A 15,080-nucleotide genomic window follows, 5' to 3' on the forward strand; every position below is an offset into this window, starting at 1 on the left:
GCGATGACGGAACCGTCGGCGACCAGGCCGTACATGCCGGGATACGGGACGGCTCCCGGCGGCGAAGGCACCGGTCTGCTGCCCTGGTCCTCGGCGGAGACCCCGCTGAGAGACTCGCACGACTACTGGGTGGCGACGGTCACCCCCGGCGGCCGCCCGCACCTCATGCCGGTGTGGGCGGCGGTGTCGGTGTCGACCGACGATCCGAAGGAACCCGTGGCGCTCGAAGGGGCCGCCACGTACGGAATGGACATGCTCGACCCCGCTTCGAACGCCTCGATCCGGGTCCGGCCACGGAAGGTGTTCGGCATGCTGGAGAAGGACTTCTCGGGTTCCCCCACACGCTGGGTGTTCCCGGCGTGAGCTGGACCACCGCGGTCACCAGGCTCGGCGGCGACCACCGGATCGCCGCCGTCGCGTGGAACGACCTCGAAACCCGCTACGCCGAGCCACACCGCCACTATCACGATCTCCGGCACGCCACCGCCGTCGCCCACGACAGCGGCGCGCTCGCCGTCGCCTTCGGGCTGAGCGCCCGCGAACGAGCCCTCGTCGCCATCGCGGCGTGGACGCACGACGTCGTCTACGACGCCCGTCCCGGCGAGGACGAACGGGCCAGCGCGGCCTGGACCCGGGCCGAGCTCACCAACGCCGGGGTGCCCGAAGCCGACATCGCGCGCGCCGAAAGCCTGATCCTCGCCACGGTCGATCACTCCGCCCCCGACGACGACCTCCTGGCCACCGTGCTGCTCGACGCCGACCTCGCGATCCTCGGCGCCGCACCCGAGGTCTACGAGGAGTACGCGAGCGGCGTCCGGGCGGAGTACTCGATCTACTCCGACGAGGACTGGCGGGCCGGCCGCACGGCCATGCTGGAGAACCTGCTGGCGAGGCCGCGGCTGTACCGCAGTGACATCGCGCGGGCACGCTGGGAGGGCAAGGCCCGCGAGAACCTCGCCACCGAACTGACCCGCTGGCATGACACGGACCCACATCACCGATGATGTTCGCTCGTGACTCCGCAACTGTCCCTTCACGAAGAGGTCGCCTCCGCCCTCGCAGACGGTGATCCCGTCGTCGCGCTGGAGAGCACCATCCTCTCCCACGGTCTCCCGCCCGGCCGCAACCTCGACGTCGCCAAGCGGCTGGAGCGGGTCGTGCGGGACGGCGGCGCCGTGCCCGCGACGATCGCCGTGCTCGACGGCGTCCCGCTGATCGGGCTCACCGGTGAGCAGCTGGAGCGCGTCTGCGCGCCCGGCGCGGACCTGGACAAGCTCTCCCTGCGCGACATCGGCCCGGCCGTCGGCCTCGGCCGCTCCGGGGCGACGACGGTCGCGAGCACCGCGGCACTGGCCGCCGCGGCGGGGATCGGCGTGTTCGCCACCGGCGGGCTGGGCGGCGTGCACATGGGGGCGGCGCAGAGCTGGGACGTCTCGGCCGACCTCGGCGTGCTCGCGAAGGTGCCGACCACCGTCGTGTGCTCCGGGGTGAAGTCGGTGCTCGACATCGCCGCGACGCTCGAAGTGCTGGAGACCAACTCGGTACCCGTGCTGGGCTACCGCACCGGCGAGTTCCCGGCGTTCTATCTCCGCTCGTCCGGCTTCGAGGTGCCGTGGCGGGTCGACGACGCCGCGCAGGCCGCCGCGGTCATCGCCGCGCATCGGGCGCACGCGAATTCCGGCGTGCTGCTGGCGAATCCGATCCCCGAAGCGTCCGAAATGGACAAAGAACTGCACGACCGGCTGCTCGCCGAAGGCCTGGAGCTCCTGCGCTCACGAGGAGTGCACGGCAGCGACGTGACGCCGGTGTTGCTGGAGCACTTCCACACCGCCAGCGGCGGCGTGAGCCTCGACGCGAACGAGGCACTGGTGCTGTCCAACGCGGAACTGGCCGCCGCGGTGGCCGTCGCGCTCGCCGGGAACGCGGCATGAGCGGCATCGTGGTCGTCGGCGACGTCGGCCTGGACGTGGTCGCGCGCCACGAGGGCCCCATCCCGCACGGCGGCGACATCCGCGCGAAGGTCCACTTCACCAGCGGCGGCGCGGGCGCGAACACCGCGCTCTGGCTGCGCGCCGAAGACGCGGAGACCACGCTGATCGCGCGGATCGGCGACGATTCCGGCGGCCGCATGGTGAAGAGCGAATTGGAGGCGGCGGGTGTCCGCTGCTCCTTCGCGGTGGATCCCGAGGAACCGACGTTCTGCGTCGTGGTGCTCGTCGACGGCGCCGGTGAGCGGAGCATGCTCGCCGACCGCGGCGCGAACGCGCGGTTCAGCCCCGAGGACATCACCGAGGAGGCGTTGACCGGAGCGAGTCACCTGCACCTCTCGGGTTACGTCCTGCTGTACCCGACGTCACGGCCCGCGGCGCTCGCCTCGCTGGCCGCGGCGAAGAAGGCCGGGCTGACGACGTCGGTCGACCCGCAGGCGGCGACGCTGATCACCGATCCGGCGCAGTTCCTCGAAGACGTGCGCGGCGTCGACCTGCTGATGCCGAACACCAGCGAACTGGTCGCGCTGACCGGGTCGAGCGATCCGGCGGCGGCGAAGGAACTGCTGGGCTACGTCGGCGAGGTCGTGGTCACCGCCGGTCTCGACGGCGCCAGCTGGGTGGACGCGGGCGGCAACATCACTTCGGTGCCTTCACAGCCCGCCGACTGCGTCGACTCGACCGGCGCGGGTGACGCCTTCGACGCCGGTGTGCTCGCGGCGTGGCTGCGCGGCGAGTCCACGGTGGAGGTCCTTCGGGCCGGTACTCGGCTGGGTGCCCAGGCGGTCGCGAAGGTCGGGCCGCAGCCGTAACCACCCCCGTCACACGCCATGAAAGGTCCTTTCCTTGCAAATTTTGCAAGGAAAGGACCTTTCATGGCGCGCGTGAAACGGGTCAACCGCCGTCGATGACGCGATGCGTCCCGCCCTCGATCCGGGTGGGTTCGGCCTGGTAGCGGTTCACCGACTCGCTCTTGCGCGGCGGCCGGTCGTTGGCCACCAGGACGGCGATCCACGGCAACGGGATCGAGATCGCGATCAACGCCAGTGCCAGCCACCAGGTCTGGTAGAAGACCCCGGCGAGGATCAGGCACGGGATGCGGATCGACATCATGATGATGTACTTCCGCTTCCGTTTGGCCAATTGGTCTTCGTAGGACGGGGCGGCTTCGGTGATCAGCACCGGAGCGGGTTCCCTCGGTTCGGGACCGTGGGCGGGCGCGTTCACAGCACCACCTCCGGCTTCCATGCTCCCACTCGCCGGGCTCATCCGACACCCGGGTGGGTGAGCCGATGCCAGGCCGCGACCACGAGTGCTTCGACGCCCGCCGAGAGGGTCGGATGCGGGATCGGCGCGAACAGCGGCGAGTGGTTCGACGGGACGTCCTGCTCGAACCGTCCGGCGGCCATCGCGGTCAGCACCTGCTGCTCGTCCATCCCGCCGACCAGCCAAAACACCGACGGTACCCCGGCGGCGCGGCCGAACTCGCTGAAGTCCTCACTGCCGGTGACCAGCGGTGCCGGCATGACGCGGCCCTCACCGAAGTGGTCGCGGAAGGCGGCGGTGAGTGCGTCGGTGGCCGTCTCGTCGTTCTCGGTGACCGGAAACGCGCCGATGCGCTCGATCTCGGGCGGCTTCGGCGCGCCCGCGGTGGCCGCTTCGCCGTGCACGATCCGTTCGACCGCCGCGACCACCTTCTCCCGCACCGCCTGGTCGAACGACCGGATGTTGACTTCGAGGACGGCGTGGTCGGCGATGATGTTGTGCGCGGTGCCGACGTGCAGCGAACCGACGGTCACCACCGCCGACTCGGTCGCCGGGATCTCCCGCGAAACGATGGTCTGCAGCTTCAGCACCACGGACGCGGCGAGCACCGCCGGATCCACCGTCGTCTCGGGGCGCGAGCCGTGCCCGCCCCGGCCGTGCAGGGTGATGCGCAGCGCGTCGGTGGCCGCCATGAGCACGCCCGGCCTGGTCAGCACCCAGCCGGCCGGGCCGGGGACGACGTGCTGGCCGAGTACGACGTCGGGTTTGCCCGCGGGCCCGAAGACCCCGTCACGGACCATTCCGGCGGCACCGTCTCCGGCTTCCTCCCCGGGCTGGAAAACGACCATCAGCGTGCCGGACCAGTGAGCACGTCCGGCCGCCAGCAGCGAGGCGGCGCCGGAGAGCCAAGTGGCGTGCATGTCGTGGCCGCAAGCGTGCATCACCGGGACGTCGCGGCCGTCGGCGTCGACCCCGCGCGCGGTGCTCGCATAAGGCAGGCCGGTCTTCTCTTCGACCGGCAGCGCGTCGATGTCGGCACGCAGCATCACCTTCGGACCGGGACCATTCCTCAATACGCCGAGAACGCCGGTGCGGCCGATGCCGGTGTGCACCTCGTAGCCGTCGGCCTCCAGGCGCTTGGCCAGTTCGGCGGCGGTGCGGGTTTCGGCGAACGACAGCTCCGGATGCCGGTGGAGATCGATGTACAGGTCTTCCCATCCGGGCAGTGCCGCCTGCAGCGGTGCCAGGACACTTTCAAGGCTCACCACCTAATCCTGGCAGTATTACCCACTGTGAGCAGACGCGCCGGCACACCCTATCCGTCACAATTACCCACTGTGAGCAGACGCACCGGCACACCCTATCCGTCACACTTACCCACCGTGAGCACACAAGCGGCCCTCCCCGACCTGTCCGACGACGTCTGCGCGAGGCTGCGGGACGCCTTCCGCCGGACGGGTTACGACACCGACGGCGTGGTCGAGGCTCTCGGCTCCGCGCACGCCGCCCTCGGCCGAGGCGAACCCGAGCTGGCCTACCGCGCGACACGCGACGCCGGGCAACTCGGCACGCTGATCCGGCTGTTCCTCCTGGGCGCGACCGAGCCGGAGAAGGACGTCGAGGCCGCTTTCGCGCCACTGGGACTAGATGACGCGGTCGCCGCCACGCTGCTCGCCCGGGTGGCCGACGGCTACCGGGCCGGCCTCGACGTCCGCCCGCATGGCGACGACGAAGGCTCCTGGTGGGTCGTTTCGGATCTCGACGCCGACGTTCTCGGCCAGCCCGTGCCCGAGGATCACGTGCTCGGGGTCGGGCACGCCTCGCTCAGCCTGATCCGCGCCACCAGCCGCCGCGAGGTCGGCAGCCTGCTCGACCTCGGCACCGGCAACGGCGTCCAGGCGCTGCACGCCACCCGCCACGCGAAGAAGGTCACCGCCACCGACGTCTCGGCTCGCGCGCTGGCGCTCGCCGCGGCGACCTTCCGGCTCAACGAACTGGACGTCGAACTCGCCCAGGGCGAGTGGTTCGCGCCGGTCGCGCGCCGCCGGTTCGACCAGATCGTCTGCAATCCGCCGTTCGTGGTCGGCCCGCCGAGGGTCGACTACACCTACCGTGACTCCGGCCTCGCCGGCGACGACGCCAGCGCGCTCGTGGTGCGGCAGCTGCCCGGCTTCCTCAACGACGGCGGCACCGGCCAGCTCCTCGCGTCCTGGTTGCATGTCGAGGGAGAGGATTGGGGCGATCGGGTGACCCGCTGGCTTCCGGCGGAAACCGACGCGTGGTTCGTCCAGCGGGACATCGCCGATCCGGGCCTGTACGTCGGCACGTGGCTGCGCGACGCGGGTATCGACCCCCGCTCGCCCGAGGGCCGCGCGAAATCCGGCGCCTGGCTCGACTGGTTCGCCGAAAACAACGTCCAAGGCATCGGTTTCGGCTTCGTCACTCTTCGCCGCGGAGCGGGCCGGACGCCGACGATCGTGTGCGAGGACCTCCGCCAGGCCTACGACGACCCGCTGGGCGCCGAGGCGGCGAACTGGCTGGACCGGGTGGAATGGCTGCGCGCCAACGGGGATTCACTCCTCGATGTCCGATTCCGCGTTCCGGAGAGCGTCCTGCTGGAAAGCGTCGCCGAGCCGGGCGAGGAGGGCTGGGCCACGACCGTCCAGCGGCTGCACCGCACCGACGGTCCCGGCTGGTCGCACGAGGTCGACGACCTGGCGACCCGGTTGCTCGCCGGGTGTCAGGGCGCGCTCCCCCTCGAAGACCTCATCGTGCTCCTGGCGGCCGCGCAGGGCCTCGACCCGGAGGAACTGGCCGCCGTCGCGCTGCCCGTCGTCCGCGAACTGGTCCGGCACGGCATGCTCCTCCCGGCCACCTGATGCGGGCGGTGGTGGCGAGGGTCACGGAAGCGAGCGTGACCGTCGGCGACGAGGTGACCGGCGCCATCGACGAGCCGGGTTTGCTGGTGCTGTTGGGAATCCACGTCGACGACGACGCGACGAAAGCGGCGACGATGGCTCGCAAACTGCACGAAGCTCGCATACTTCGCGACGAGGAGTCCTGTGCCACCACCGGCGCTCCTCTGCTTGTCGTAAGCCAGTTCACTCTTTATGGCGATACCCGCAAAGGCCGCCGTCCGTCGTGGACGGCGGCCGCCCGGCCCGAAATCGCCGAGCCGCTCGTGAAGGCCGTGGTCGAGGCTCTGCGCGAACGTGGCGCGCGGGTCGAAACGGGCAGGTTCGGCGCCATGATGGCGGTCCGGAGCGTGAACGACGGTCCCTTCACGCTTCTGTTAGAGGTCTAGACCACGTTTGTTCTCCCCCGCACGGGCATTCTCAGGAAAAGCTCAGGGTTGGTGGAGCAACGCCCCAGGTCAGCCGCCCGTCTCTCCTATAGCGGCCGGGAACGTTTTCGGACCTCCCGGCGTTGAGCCAAGTGTCCAGCCAAGCTGGGACGGCGAGGAGTAGCGGGTTTCCACAGGGCTTGCTACGCCGAGACGGATCCGGTGGACACATCGCAGCACGTTCAGCCCGTGACCGGGGAGGCAGAATGTCAGTCCAGACTCTCGAACGCGAAGCGCGCGGGATTCGCGAGCGCCGTATCCCGGCGCAATCCACCCAGGAGCCGGTGACAGCGGGGGTGTTCACCGACGCCGACCTCGACGCCCAGAGCCCGGCCGCGGACCTGGTTCGCGTGTACCTCAACGGAATCGGCAAGACGGCGCTGCTGTCCGCCGCCGACGAGGTCGAGCTGGCGAAGCGCATCGAAGCCGGGGTGTTCGCCCAGCACGTGATCGACACCGCCGAGAACCTCACGCCGAAGCGGCGCTCCGAGATGGCGGCCCTCGTGCGTGACGGCCACGTCGCGAAGAACCACCTGCTGGAGGCCAATCTCCGCCTCGTGGTCTCGCTCGCGAAGCGCTACACCGGCCGGGGGATGCCGCTGCTCGACCTGATCCAGGAGGGGAACCTGGGTCTGATCCGCGCGGTGGAGAAGTTCGACTACTCCAAGGGGTTCAAGTTCTCGACCTACGCCACCTGGTGGATCCGCCAGGCCATCACCAGGGGGATGGCCGACCAGGGACGCACCATCCGGCTCCCGGTCCACCTGGTGGAACAGGTGAACAAGCTGGCCCGCATCAAACGTGACCTGCACCAGCAGCTCGGGCGCGACGCCACGCACGAGGAACTGGCCGCGGAATCGGGCATTCCGGCGCACAAGATCTCCGATCTGCTCGACCACTCGCGTGACCCGGTGAGCCTGGACATGCCGGTCGGCACCGAGGAGGACGCCCCGCTCGGCGACTTCATCGAGGACTCCGAGGCGACCGACGCCGAGAGCGCGGTGATCTCCGGTCTGCTGCAGGACGACCTGCGCCGCGTGCTCGCGACGCTGGACGACCGGGAGTCCCAGGTGATCCGCCTGCGCTACGGCCTCGACGACGGCCAGCCGCGCACCCTCGACCAGATCGGCAAGCACTTCGGGCTCTCCCGTGAGCGCGTTCGCCAGATCGAGCGAGAGGTCATGTCGAAGCTTCGTCAGGGTGAGCGGGCCGACCGCTTGCGCGCCTACGCTTCGTAACGCGATACAGCCTTTTGGCACCGAAAAAGCAACACCCGTTCGGCAGCGTTGACTTATGACCTGTGTCACGAGACCGTCGAGCAGGTAATAAGTCTTCGCGGTCGGGTGTTCGCACCCGGATCGCTTTCCCCGGGAGGTCGGGTCCGTCGGGGTGGGCCCGGCCTCCCGAACTCTTTTGTGCGGCGCGGCGACAAATTGCGGTCTGCGAATTGCATTCTCGTCGCCTTCACCAGGACGTGATGCCGGTCACCCGGGGCCCGCCTAGTACCGTGGGCGGGTTCCCGATGCCGGCAAAGGAGCCCGCGCAGTGGCGCCCACCACGTTCCAGCACACTGAAGTCCTTCCGCTCGCGAAGGACACCCACACCGAGTACCGGCTGCTCAGCACCGAAGGTGTCGAGGTCGTCGAGGCGGCGGGCCGGAAGTTCCTCAAGGTCGAGCCCGAGGCGCTGACCCGGCTCGCCAAGACCGCGATCACCGACATCCAGCACCTGCTGCGCTCGTCGCACCTGGCACAGCTGCGCGCGATCGTCGACGATCCCGAGGCCAGCGGCAACGACCGGTTCGTCGCGATGGACCTGCTGCGCAACGCGGCGATCTCCGCCGGCGGCGTCCTCCCGATGTGCCAGGACACCGGCACCGCCATCGTGATCGGCAAGCGCGGCGAAGGCGTGCTGACCGGCGCCGACGACGAACGCGCGCTGTCGCGGGGCATTTTCGACGCCTATCAGGAGTTGAATCTGCGCTATTCGCAGATGGCGCCGGTGAATTTCTGGGATGAACGCAATACAGGTACCAACTTGCCCGCGCAGATCGAGCTCTATCACAAAGACGGTCAAGGCGACCCGAGCTATGAATTTCTGTTCATGGCCAAGGGCGGCGGCAGCGCGAACAAGACGTTCCTCTATCAGGAAACAAAGGCGGTCCTGAACCCGAAGCGGCTCGCGAAGTTCCTCGACGAGAAACTGCGCAGCCTCGGCACCGCGGCCTGCCCGCCGTACCACCTCGCGATCGTCGTCGGTGGCACGTCGGCGGAGTTCAACCTGAAGGTCGCGAAGCTGGCCTCGGCCCGCTACCTCGACGACCTCCCCACCGAGGGTTCGGAGCTGGGCCACGGTTTCCGCGACGTCGACCTCGAGCAGCAGGTGCTGGAGATGACGCGCCAGTTCGGTATCGGCGCGCAGTTCGGCGGCAAGTACTTCTGCCACGACGTCCGGGTGATCCGCCTGCCGCGCCACGGCGCGTCCTGCCCGGTCGGCGTCGCCGTCTCGTGCTCGGCCGACCGCCAGGCCAAGGCGAAGATCACCGCCGACGGCGTGTTCTTGGAGCAGCTCGAACGCGACCCGGCACGGTTCCTGCCCGACGTCACCGAGAACGATCTGTCCGACGAGGTGGTGACCGTCGACCTCAACCGCCCGATGGCCGAGATCCGCGCCCAGCTCTCGCAGCTGCCGGTGAAGACCCGCCTGTCGCTGACCGGTCCGCTCGTCGTCGCCCGCGACATCGCGCACGCGAAGATCGCCGAGCGGCTCGACGCGGGTGAAGAGATGCCTCAGTACCTTCGTGACCACCCCGTGTACTACGCGGGCCCGGCGAAGACGCCGGAGGGCTACGCGTCGGGCTCCTTCGGGCCGACCACCGCGGGCCGCATGGACTCCTACGTCGAGCAGTTCCAGGCCGCGGGCGGTTCGCTGGTGATGCTGGCGAAGGGCAACCGGTCCAAGAAGGTGACCGCCGCGTGCCAGGAGCACGGCGGGTTCTACCTCGGTTCGATCGGCGGCCCGGCCGCGCGGCTCGCGCAGGACTGCATCAAGAAGGTCGACGTCCTCGAGTACGCCGAGCTGGGGATGGAGGCGGTCTGGAAGATCGAGGTCGAGGACTTCCCCGCCTTCATCGTCATCGACGACAAGGGCAACGACTTCTTCGAGGCCACCTCGGAACCGGTGCTGCAGATCAGCTTCCGCTGACCGGTCCGGTCACCGCTCCGCCACTGCAATGAAGGGGCCTTTTCCATCCTGAGGTTCCGAGGGTGTGGGGGGCGTGAGTGGTGATGACGGTTCTGGCGGACCGGTACTGCTGACCTGCTGGAACCTGACCTCGCCTTGGTGCCGCTACGTCAGGGCCCGAGCGGCACGACGTCGATCAACGGAAGATCGGGGACACTCAACGTCCCCGATCTTCCGTTGATCAACATCGGGCCGGGGCAACCTTACGACGATGTGGGAATCGGGACACTCACTGTCCCAATCCCCACATCGCCACCCCGACCCGACCGGGTCAAACCCTCCAGCCGCCTTACGGAAAGGCAAAGGACACCCCGGCCAAGCCTTACGTCACAGTCGACTACCTGCGAGGTAAGACCTGCTCGTGAATGGCGCCACTCACGCCCCCACACCCTCTGAACCTCAGGATGGAAGAGGCTCATTGCACGCCGGGGACCACACGACGCGGCCTACCGCATCTGCTTCAGCACCACGGTCCGCTCCCCCAGCGGCGCCGCCAGCGTCACCGAGATCACCGGGTGCCGGATGTCCATCGTGCACATCTGGCCGGTCTGGCCCTTCAGTTCGGTCAGATTGATCGTGACCCGGGTCCCGTCCTGTTGCGCGGCCTCCGCGGTCGCGTGCCCGCAGCCGCCTTCCTGGCCGCGGATGTTCAGGATCGTCCCGCCGTTGCTGGTGTACACCTCGCGCGGGTAGTCCGCGGGGAGCGCCGACGCGTCGAGTTGCTTGTCCGGCAGCTTGGTGCTGCCTTCCGGGACCTCCTGGCGTGGCGCGTTCGGGACGCCGGGCTGGCTCCCCGGCACGGGCGCCGGCGACGAGGACGAGGACGAGGACGGCGGCACGGTACTCAGGTTGCCGCTGCCCTGGCCGCTTCCGGGTTGCACCGCCTGGTTCTGCGCCCCGCAGGCGGATACCGCAACGACGATCAGGCCCAGGCCGATGACATTCGTTAAGTACCTCATGTGCCTAGGACGGAACGAGGACGCCGTGGGGTTGCACATGGTCTCAACCCGCTTCCAGGACGACGGCCCGCGAACCGATGGGTTCGGCCAGTCGCACCGGCAGGACGGCGTGGCGGATCACCTGCGGGCACATCCGCCCGGGATCGCCGTGGTCGATCTTGATCTTGACCACGACCCGCCGCGCGTTCTGCTCGGCCAGGTTCGCCGTCGCCTCGTCGCAGCCGCTGAGTTCGACGTGCACGTTCAGGATCGTGCCGGTTCCCGCGCCGGCTTGAGCGGGCACCTTGGCTTCGACCTGCGACGGCGGCAGCATCGCGTCCGAGGGCGGCGGGCCGACGGTCGGCCGCGACATCGGCGGTTTCGCGACCGGCGGGCTCGCCGGGAGAGAGGTGGGCAGATCCGAGGGTGTGGTGACGACCGGCGGGGAACTCGTGTTCGCCGGTGCTCCCGGGCCGCCCGCGCCGCAGGCCGCCGTCGCGGCGAGCACGAGCCCCGCGCCTAGCGTCTTCGCTGCGTTCTTCATGGCTTCAAGACGGAGCGAACGTCCGATGAGGTTGCATCACCGCTCTGTCCTTCACCGCTGGGCGGCGCGTCCGCGAACCAGCCCGAGGAGCACGACCCCCGCGAGGGTGACGGCCAGCAGCAGCACCGTGCTCGCCGACGCCAGGAACACCTGTCCCCGGTCCGTGAGCGCGAAGATGCTCGCGGGAAGGGTGCGCCAGTCCGGCGGGTACAACATCGTCGTCGCGCCCAGTTCGCCCATCGACATCGCCAGCGCGAGACTCGCCGACGCCGAGATCGACGGCAGCAGCACCGGCAGCCGGACGCGGAGCAGCACCCGCACCGGCCCCGCGCCGAGACTCGCCGCGGCCTGCGCCAGCAGCGGGTCCATCCGCGCGATGGCGGCGGAAACCGTGCTGAAGGAGAACGGCAGCAGGATCATCACGTGCCCGAGCAGCACGATCCAGCGTGTCCCGTTGAAGGCCAGCGGCGGACGGCTGAACGCCACCAGCAACGCCAGTCCCAGCACCACCGACGGAACCGCGATCGGCAGGTGGAACAGGGTGTCGACGGCTTTGCGCACCCGGGGACCGGCGGACTGCGCGGCGAGCGCGGCCCAGGTTCCCAGCAGCACCGAGACCAGCGAGGTGATGACGCCGGTCTGGATGCTCACCGACAGGCTCGCGAACGTCTCCCCGGACAGGGCCTGCGCGAAATGCGAGCCGGTGAGCGCGCCCGGCAGCAGGCCGGTCCAGTTCCCGGCGACCGACGCCAGCGCGATCATCAGCAGTGGCGCCAGCACGATCGCGGTGAACAGCACCGCGAACACCGTCCACAGCAGGATCCGGCTACGCCTGGTCCACAGCAGCACGACGGCCTCCCTTCGTCAGTCGGCGGTAGGTTCCGTACAAGGCAAGGGAGAACACGACGTTGACCACCGCGATGACACACGCCTGGGGGAAGTCGAACGTGACGATCCCCTTGCCGTAGACCAGCATCGGCAACGTCGTGACGTCCTTGGCGCCGAGGAACAGCACGATGCCGAACTCGTTCATCGCCAGCAGCATGGTCAGGCAGGCGCCGGAAGCCAGTGACGCCCACGCTTCCGGCAGGATCACCTGCCGCAGCACGCGGCCGGGTTTCGCGCCGAGGCTGGCCGCGACCTCCATCTGCGCCGAGGAGACCTGGCCGAAAGCGGCGAGTGCCGGGCGCATCACGAACGGGGTGTAGAAGGTGATCTCCGCCAGCAGGATCCCGAACGGCGAGTACAGGAACCCGCCGGCGCCGAGGATTCCCGCACTGCCGTAAATGAAGGTGAAGGCGAGCGCGATGAGGAACGACGGGAACGCGAGCACGGTGTCCACCAGCCGCGAGAGCGTCCGCGCGCCGGGGAACGGAACGAACGCGATCACCAGCGCGAGGAACGTCCCGAGCACCACACAGCCCGCGGTGGCGCCGAGGGCGAGCGCGATGGTCTTCCAGGCGGCGTCCCGGAATTCCGCCGACCCGAGGACATCCAGCCATACCGAAAAGCCGAACTCACCGGTCTTCGATTCCAGCGACTGCAGGACGACCAGCACGAGCGGATAGCCGAAGAAGCCGAGCAGGACGAGCACCGGCGGTAACAGGAGCCAGCCGGGGGCCGTGGGTTTTTCCCGCCGCCGCGCCGGTGCGCTCGTGGCGGCCAGTGCGATGCCGGTCATCCGACGCCCACCAGCGGGCAACCGTCCGGAATGGACACTCCGACCCGCTCCCCCACGCCCGGCAGCCCCTCGACGTCCGGAACCTCGGCCCGGACCTCGCCGCCGTCGTGCGCGAGTTCGAGGTCGAGCCGGAAACCCGTACCGCGCCACTGCACGCCGCGCAGGATCGCGGGCAGCGCGCCGGGGGCGTCCGCCGCGGTGATCCCGACCCGGTGTGGCCGGACACCGAGCGCGACCGGCTGCCCCGCCCGGATCACGCCGGACGGATCCGCCGCCAGCTCGCGGCCGCCGAGCCGGACCCGGGAACCGTCCGGTTGGATCAACTCCACGGGGATGAGGTTGGACGCGCCGAGGAAGCTCGCGGTGAACTCCGTCGACGGACGCTGGTACAGCTCCCGGCTCGGGCCGAGTTCGACCAGCTTCGAGTCGCGCATGACCGCGATCCGGTCGGCCAGCGCCAGCGCCTCGCCCTGGTCGTGGGTGACGTAGATCAGCGTGGTGTCGGGTAGTTCGGCGCGCAGCCGCAGCAGCTCCGCGACCATGTCCTCGCGCAGGGCGGCGTCCAAAGCGGACAGTGGCTCGTCGAGCAGCAGCACCCGCGGCCGGATGGCCAAGGCCCGCGCGAGCGCGACCCGCTGCTGCTGCCCACCCGAAAGCTCACGGGGGTAGCGGCGGGCGTACTGGCCCATCCCGACCAGTTCCAGTGCCTCGGCGACCCGGCTCGCGGTCTCGGCACGGGGAGTCTTGCGTGCCCTGAGGCCGAAGGCGACGTTCGCCTCGACGCGCATATGCGGGAACAACGCGTAGCTCTGGACGACCACGCCGAGGCCGCGGCGGTGCGGCGGCAGGGCGGTGACGTCCTCGCCATCGAGCAGGACTCGGCCGGTGCTCGGCACCACGAAGCCCGCGAGTGCCTTCAAAGCCGTCGACTTGCCGGAGCCGGAGGGCCCGAGCATCGCCAGCGTCTCCCCTCTCGCCACGGTGAGGTCCAGTGGCGAGAGGGCGCTCGTCTGTCCGAAGCGGACGGACACCCCGCGGAATTCGACCGCCGGGGTCATCGGCCGACGGCCTTCTTGTACGCGGCGAGGTCAGCGTCGAGCTTCGCGAGCACGGCGTCCCAGTCCGGCTGCCAGATCTGGACGCCGTCGAGCGCGGCCTTCACCTTGTCCGCCCGCGGCCCGGACGGCGTGACGTCGGTCCGCGCCGGGGCGCCGAACGCGTCCACGGCCTTGCCCTGGACTTCGGGCGAGAGCAGGAAGTCGAGAAACTTCTTGGCGTTCTCGGCGTGCGGCGCGTTGGTCACGAGACCGGCGTAGTACGGGAGCGCGAACGTGGATCGCTTGCCGTGGGAGTCGGCCGGGAAGAAGACCTCGAACCCGCCGCTCTTCTCGATCGAGGCGAGGTTCATCTGGACGTCGCCGTTGGCCACCAGGATCTCGGCCTTGGCCACCTTCGGCTGCAGCTTGCCGGTGGAGGACGACGGGCCGACGTTGTTGGCTTCGAGCTTCGCGAGGTACTCGAGCGCGCCCTGCTCGCCGAGAACGTGCTGGAGTTGCAGCAGCACGGCGGTGCCGTCACCCGCCTCGCCGGGGGTCGAGTACTGGAGTTTGCCCTTGAACGCGGGAGACAGGAGGTCGTCCCACGTCTTGGGCGAGACCTGGGGGTTGCGGATGAAGCTGAGGTAGTTGTTCATGATGGCGAAGTAGCGGCCCTGGCCGTCCTTCTGCCCGGCGGGGACCTGGTCGATCCCGGAGGGCGCCGTGGTGGCGAGCAGTCCCTGCGATGCGGCGCGCTGGATGAACGGCGGGAGGGTGACCAGGATGTCGGCCTGGGTGTTGGCCTTCTCCTTTTCCACCCGTGAGGCGACTTCTCCTGATCCGGCGGTCACCGCCTGCACGGTGATGCCGGTCTTCGCTTTGAACTCCTCGATACGCTGGGCGTACCAGTCTTCCAGACCGTCCACTGTGTACAGCGTGACGGTCTGATCGCCGGACGCGCCGCCGGCGGTGCCGCCACAGGCGGCCAGGGTGAGGGTGAGCAGCCCGGCGAGGGCGGCGGCCGCGAGTTTCTTCATGTC

The 15,080-nt window shown here is 69.5% G+C and carries 16 protein-coding genes; 8 read left to right on the plus strand and 8 right to left on the minus strand.

Going from position 1 to position 15,080, the window contains the following annotated elements; translation table 11 throughout:
* Positions 1–3: 3 nt before the first annotated feature.
* From ACZ54P_RS36455 to ACZ54P_RS36470, 4 genes are read left to right on the plus strand one after another with little or no spacing between them, the layout of a single operon-like run.
* Complete coding sequence (locus ACZ54P_RS36455; RefSeq protein WP_465466164.1) at positions 4–363, plus strand: pyridoxamine 5'-phosphate oxidase family protein; 360 nt, start codon at positions 4–6, stop codon at positions 361–363.
* Positions 360–1,004 carry an HD domain-containing protein gene (locus ACZ54P_RS36460; RefSeq protein WP_465466165.1) on the plus strand — a complete coding sequence of 215 codons (645 nt, stop codon included), beginning with the start codon at positions 360–362 and terminating at the stop codon, positions 1,002–1,004. Before ACZ54P_RS36455 ends, ACZ54P_RS36460 begins: the two co-directional genes overlap by 4 nt.
* A 9-nt stretch (positions 1,005–1,013) precedes the next feature.
* The gene (locus tag ACZ54P_RS36465) at positions 1,014–1,931 is read left to right on the plus strand and encodes a pseudouridine-5'-phosphate glycosidase (protein ID WP_465466166.1); all 918 of its coding nucleotides are present in this window, start codon (positions 1,014–1,016) and stop codon (positions 1,929–1,931) included.
* Entirely contained in the window at positions 1,928–2,800 is an 873-nt protein-coding gene (locus ACZ54P_RS36470) for a carbohydrate kinase family protein (RefSeq protein ID WP_465466167.1), read from the plus strand. Before ACZ54P_RS36465 ends, ACZ54P_RS36470 begins: the two co-directional genes overlap by 4 nt.
* 82 nt (positions 2,801–2,882) lie before the next feature.
* Here ACZ54P_RS36470 and ACZ54P_RS36475 read toward each other — a convergent pair whose 3' ends face one another.
* The gene (locus tag ACZ54P_RS36475) at positions 2,883–3,236 is read right to left on the minus strand and encodes a DUF3099 domain-containing protein (RefSeq protein WP_465466201.1); all 354 of its coding nucleotides are present in this window, start codon (positions 3,234–3,236) and stop codon (positions 2,883–2,885) included.
* Between the two features lie 17 nt (positions 3,237–3,253).
* The gene (locus ACZ54P_RS36480) at positions 3,254–4,519 is read right to left on the minus strand and encodes an amidohydrolase (protein ID WP_465466168.1); all 1,266 of its coding nucleotides are present in this window, start codon (positions 4,517–4,519) and stop codon (positions 3,254–3,256) included.
* A gap of 117 nt (positions 4,520–4,636) precedes the next feature.
* Between ACZ54P_RS36480 and ACZ54P_RS36485 the strand changes: the two genes are divergently transcribed.
* The 4 genes from ACZ54P_RS36485 (at position 4,637) to ACZ54P_RS36500 (ending at position 9,801) form a co-directional block, all read left to right on the plus strand.
* Entirely contained in the window at positions 4,637–6,133 is a 1,497-nt protein-coding gene (locus ACZ54P_RS36485; RefSeq protein ID WP_465466169.1) for a DUF7782 domain-containing protein, read from the plus strand.
* The gene (gene dtd, locus ACZ54P_RS36490; RefSeq protein ID WP_465466170.1) at positions 6,133–6,558 is read left to right on the plus strand and encodes a D-aminoacyl-tRNA deacylase; all 426 of its coding nucleotides are present in this window, start codon (positions 6,133–6,135) and stop codon (positions 6,556–6,558) included. Before ACZ54P_RS36485 ends, dtd begins: the two co-directional genes overlap by 1 nt.
* A 245-nt stretch (positions 6,559–6,803) precedes the next feature.
* Entirely contained in the window at positions 6,804–7,835 is a 1,032-nt protein-coding gene (locus ACZ54P_RS36495) for a sigma-70 family RNA polymerase sigma factor (protein ID WP_465466171.1), read from the plus strand.
* A 307-nt stretch (positions 7,836–8,142) separates the two neighbouring features.
* Entirely contained in the window at positions 8,143–9,801 is a 1,659-nt protein-coding gene (locus tag ACZ54P_RS36500; protein ID WP_465466172.1) for a fumarate hydratase, read from the plus strand.
* 485 nt (positions 9,802–10,286) lie between these two features.
* Here ACZ54P_RS36500 and ACZ54P_RS36505 read toward each other — a convergent pair whose 3' ends face one another.
* Genes ACZ54P_RS36505 through ACZ54P_RS36530 form a run of 6 tightly spaced genes read right to left on the minus strand, consistent with a single transcriptional unit; the run spans position 10,287 to position 15,077 of the window.
* Entirely contained in the window at positions 10,287–10,799 is a 513-nt protein-coding gene (locus tag ACZ54P_RS36505) for a hypothetical protein (protein ID WP_465466173.1), read from the minus strand.
* A 43-nt stretch (positions 10,800–10,842) separates the two neighbouring features.
* Positions 10,843–11,322 (minus strand): hypothetical protein, encoded by a 480-nt coding sequence (locus ACZ54P_RS36510; RefSeq protein ID WP_465466174.1) that lies wholly within the window; start codon positions 11,320–11,322, stop codon positions 10,843–10,845.
* 51 nt (positions 11,323–11,373) lie between these two features.
* Positions 11,374–12,171: an ABC transporter permease gene (locus tag ACZ54P_RS36515; protein ID WP_465466175.1), complete on the minus strand. Its 798-nt coding sequence runs from the start codon at positions 12,169–12,171 to the stop codon at positions 11,374–11,376.
* The gene (locus tag ACZ54P_RS36520; protein ID WP_465466176.1) at positions 12,149–13,003 is read right to left on the minus strand and encodes a 2-aminoethylphosphonate ABC transporter permease subunit; all 855 of its coding nucleotides are present in this window, start codon (positions 13,001–13,003) and stop codon (positions 12,149–12,151) included. The genes ACZ54P_RS36515 and ACZ54P_RS36520 overlap by 23 nt, the downstream gene beginning before the upstream one ends.
* Complete coding sequence (locus tag ACZ54P_RS36525) at positions 13,000–14,061, minus strand: ABC transporter ATP-binding protein (protein WP_465466177.1); 1,062 nt, start codon at positions 14,059–14,061, stop codon at positions 13,000–13,002. The genes ACZ54P_RS36520 and ACZ54P_RS36525 overlap by 4 nt, the downstream gene beginning before the upstream one ends.
* Positions 14,058–15,077, minus strand: coding sequence for a 2-aminoethylphosphonate ABC transporter substrate-binding protein (locus ACZ54P_RS36530; protein WP_465466178.1), 1,020 nt, complete (start codon positions 15,075–15,077; stop codon positions 14,058–14,060). Before ACZ54P_RS36530 ends, ACZ54P_RS36525 begins: the two co-directional genes overlap by 4 nt.
* Positions 15,078–15,080: the final 3 nt, after the last annotated feature.

This window comes from Amycolatopsis sp. NPDC034160 (genome assembly GCF_055575355.1).

What these genes read in the sequence shown, in the direction of transcription:
- ACZ54P_RS36455 (WP_465466164.1), top strand. Translation starts at nt 4, where the DNA reads ATGACGGAACCGTCGGCGACCAGGCCGTACATGCCGGGATACGGGACG.
- ACZ54P_RS36470 (WP_465466167.1), top strand. Translation starts at nt 1,928, where the DNA reads ATGAGCGGCATCGTGGTCGTCGGCGACGTCGGCCTGGACGTGGTCGCG.
- ACZ54P_RS36475 (WP_465466201.1), bottom strand. Translation starts at nt 3,236, where the DNA reads ATGGAAGCCGGAGGTGGTGCTGTGAACGCGCCCGCCCACGGTCCCGAA.
- dtd (WP_465466170.1), top strand. Translation starts at nt 6,133, where the DNA reads ATGCGGGCGGTGGTGGCGAGGGTCACGGAAGCGAGCGTGACCGTCGGC.
- ACZ54P_RS36495 (WP_465466171.1), top strand. Translation starts at nt 6,804, where the DNA reads ATGTCAGTCCAGACTCTCGAACGCGAAGCGCGCGGGATTCGCGAGCGC.
- ACZ54P_RS36505 (WP_465466173.1), bottom strand. Translation starts at nt 10,799, where the DNA reads ATGAGGTACTTAACGAATGTCATCGGCCTGGGCCTGATCGTCGTTGCG.
- ACZ54P_RS36510 (WP_465466174.1), bottom strand. Translation starts at nt 11,322, where the DNA reads ATGAAGAACGCAGCGAAGACGCTAGGCGCGGGGCTCGTGCTCGCCGCG.
- ACZ54P_RS36520 (WP_465466176.1), bottom strand. Translation starts at nt 13,003, where the DNA reads ATGACCGGCATCGCACTGGCCGCCACGAGCGCACCGGCGCGGCGGCGG.
- ACZ54P_RS36525 (WP_465466177.1), bottom strand. Translation starts at nt 14,061, where the DNA reads ATGACCCCGGCGGTCGAATTCCGCGGGGTGTCCGTCCGCTTCGGACAG.
- ACZ54P_RS36530 (WP_465466178.1), bottom strand. Translation starts at nt 15,077, where the DNA reads ATGAAGAAACTCGCGGCCGCCGCCCTCGCCGGGCTGCTCACCCTCACC.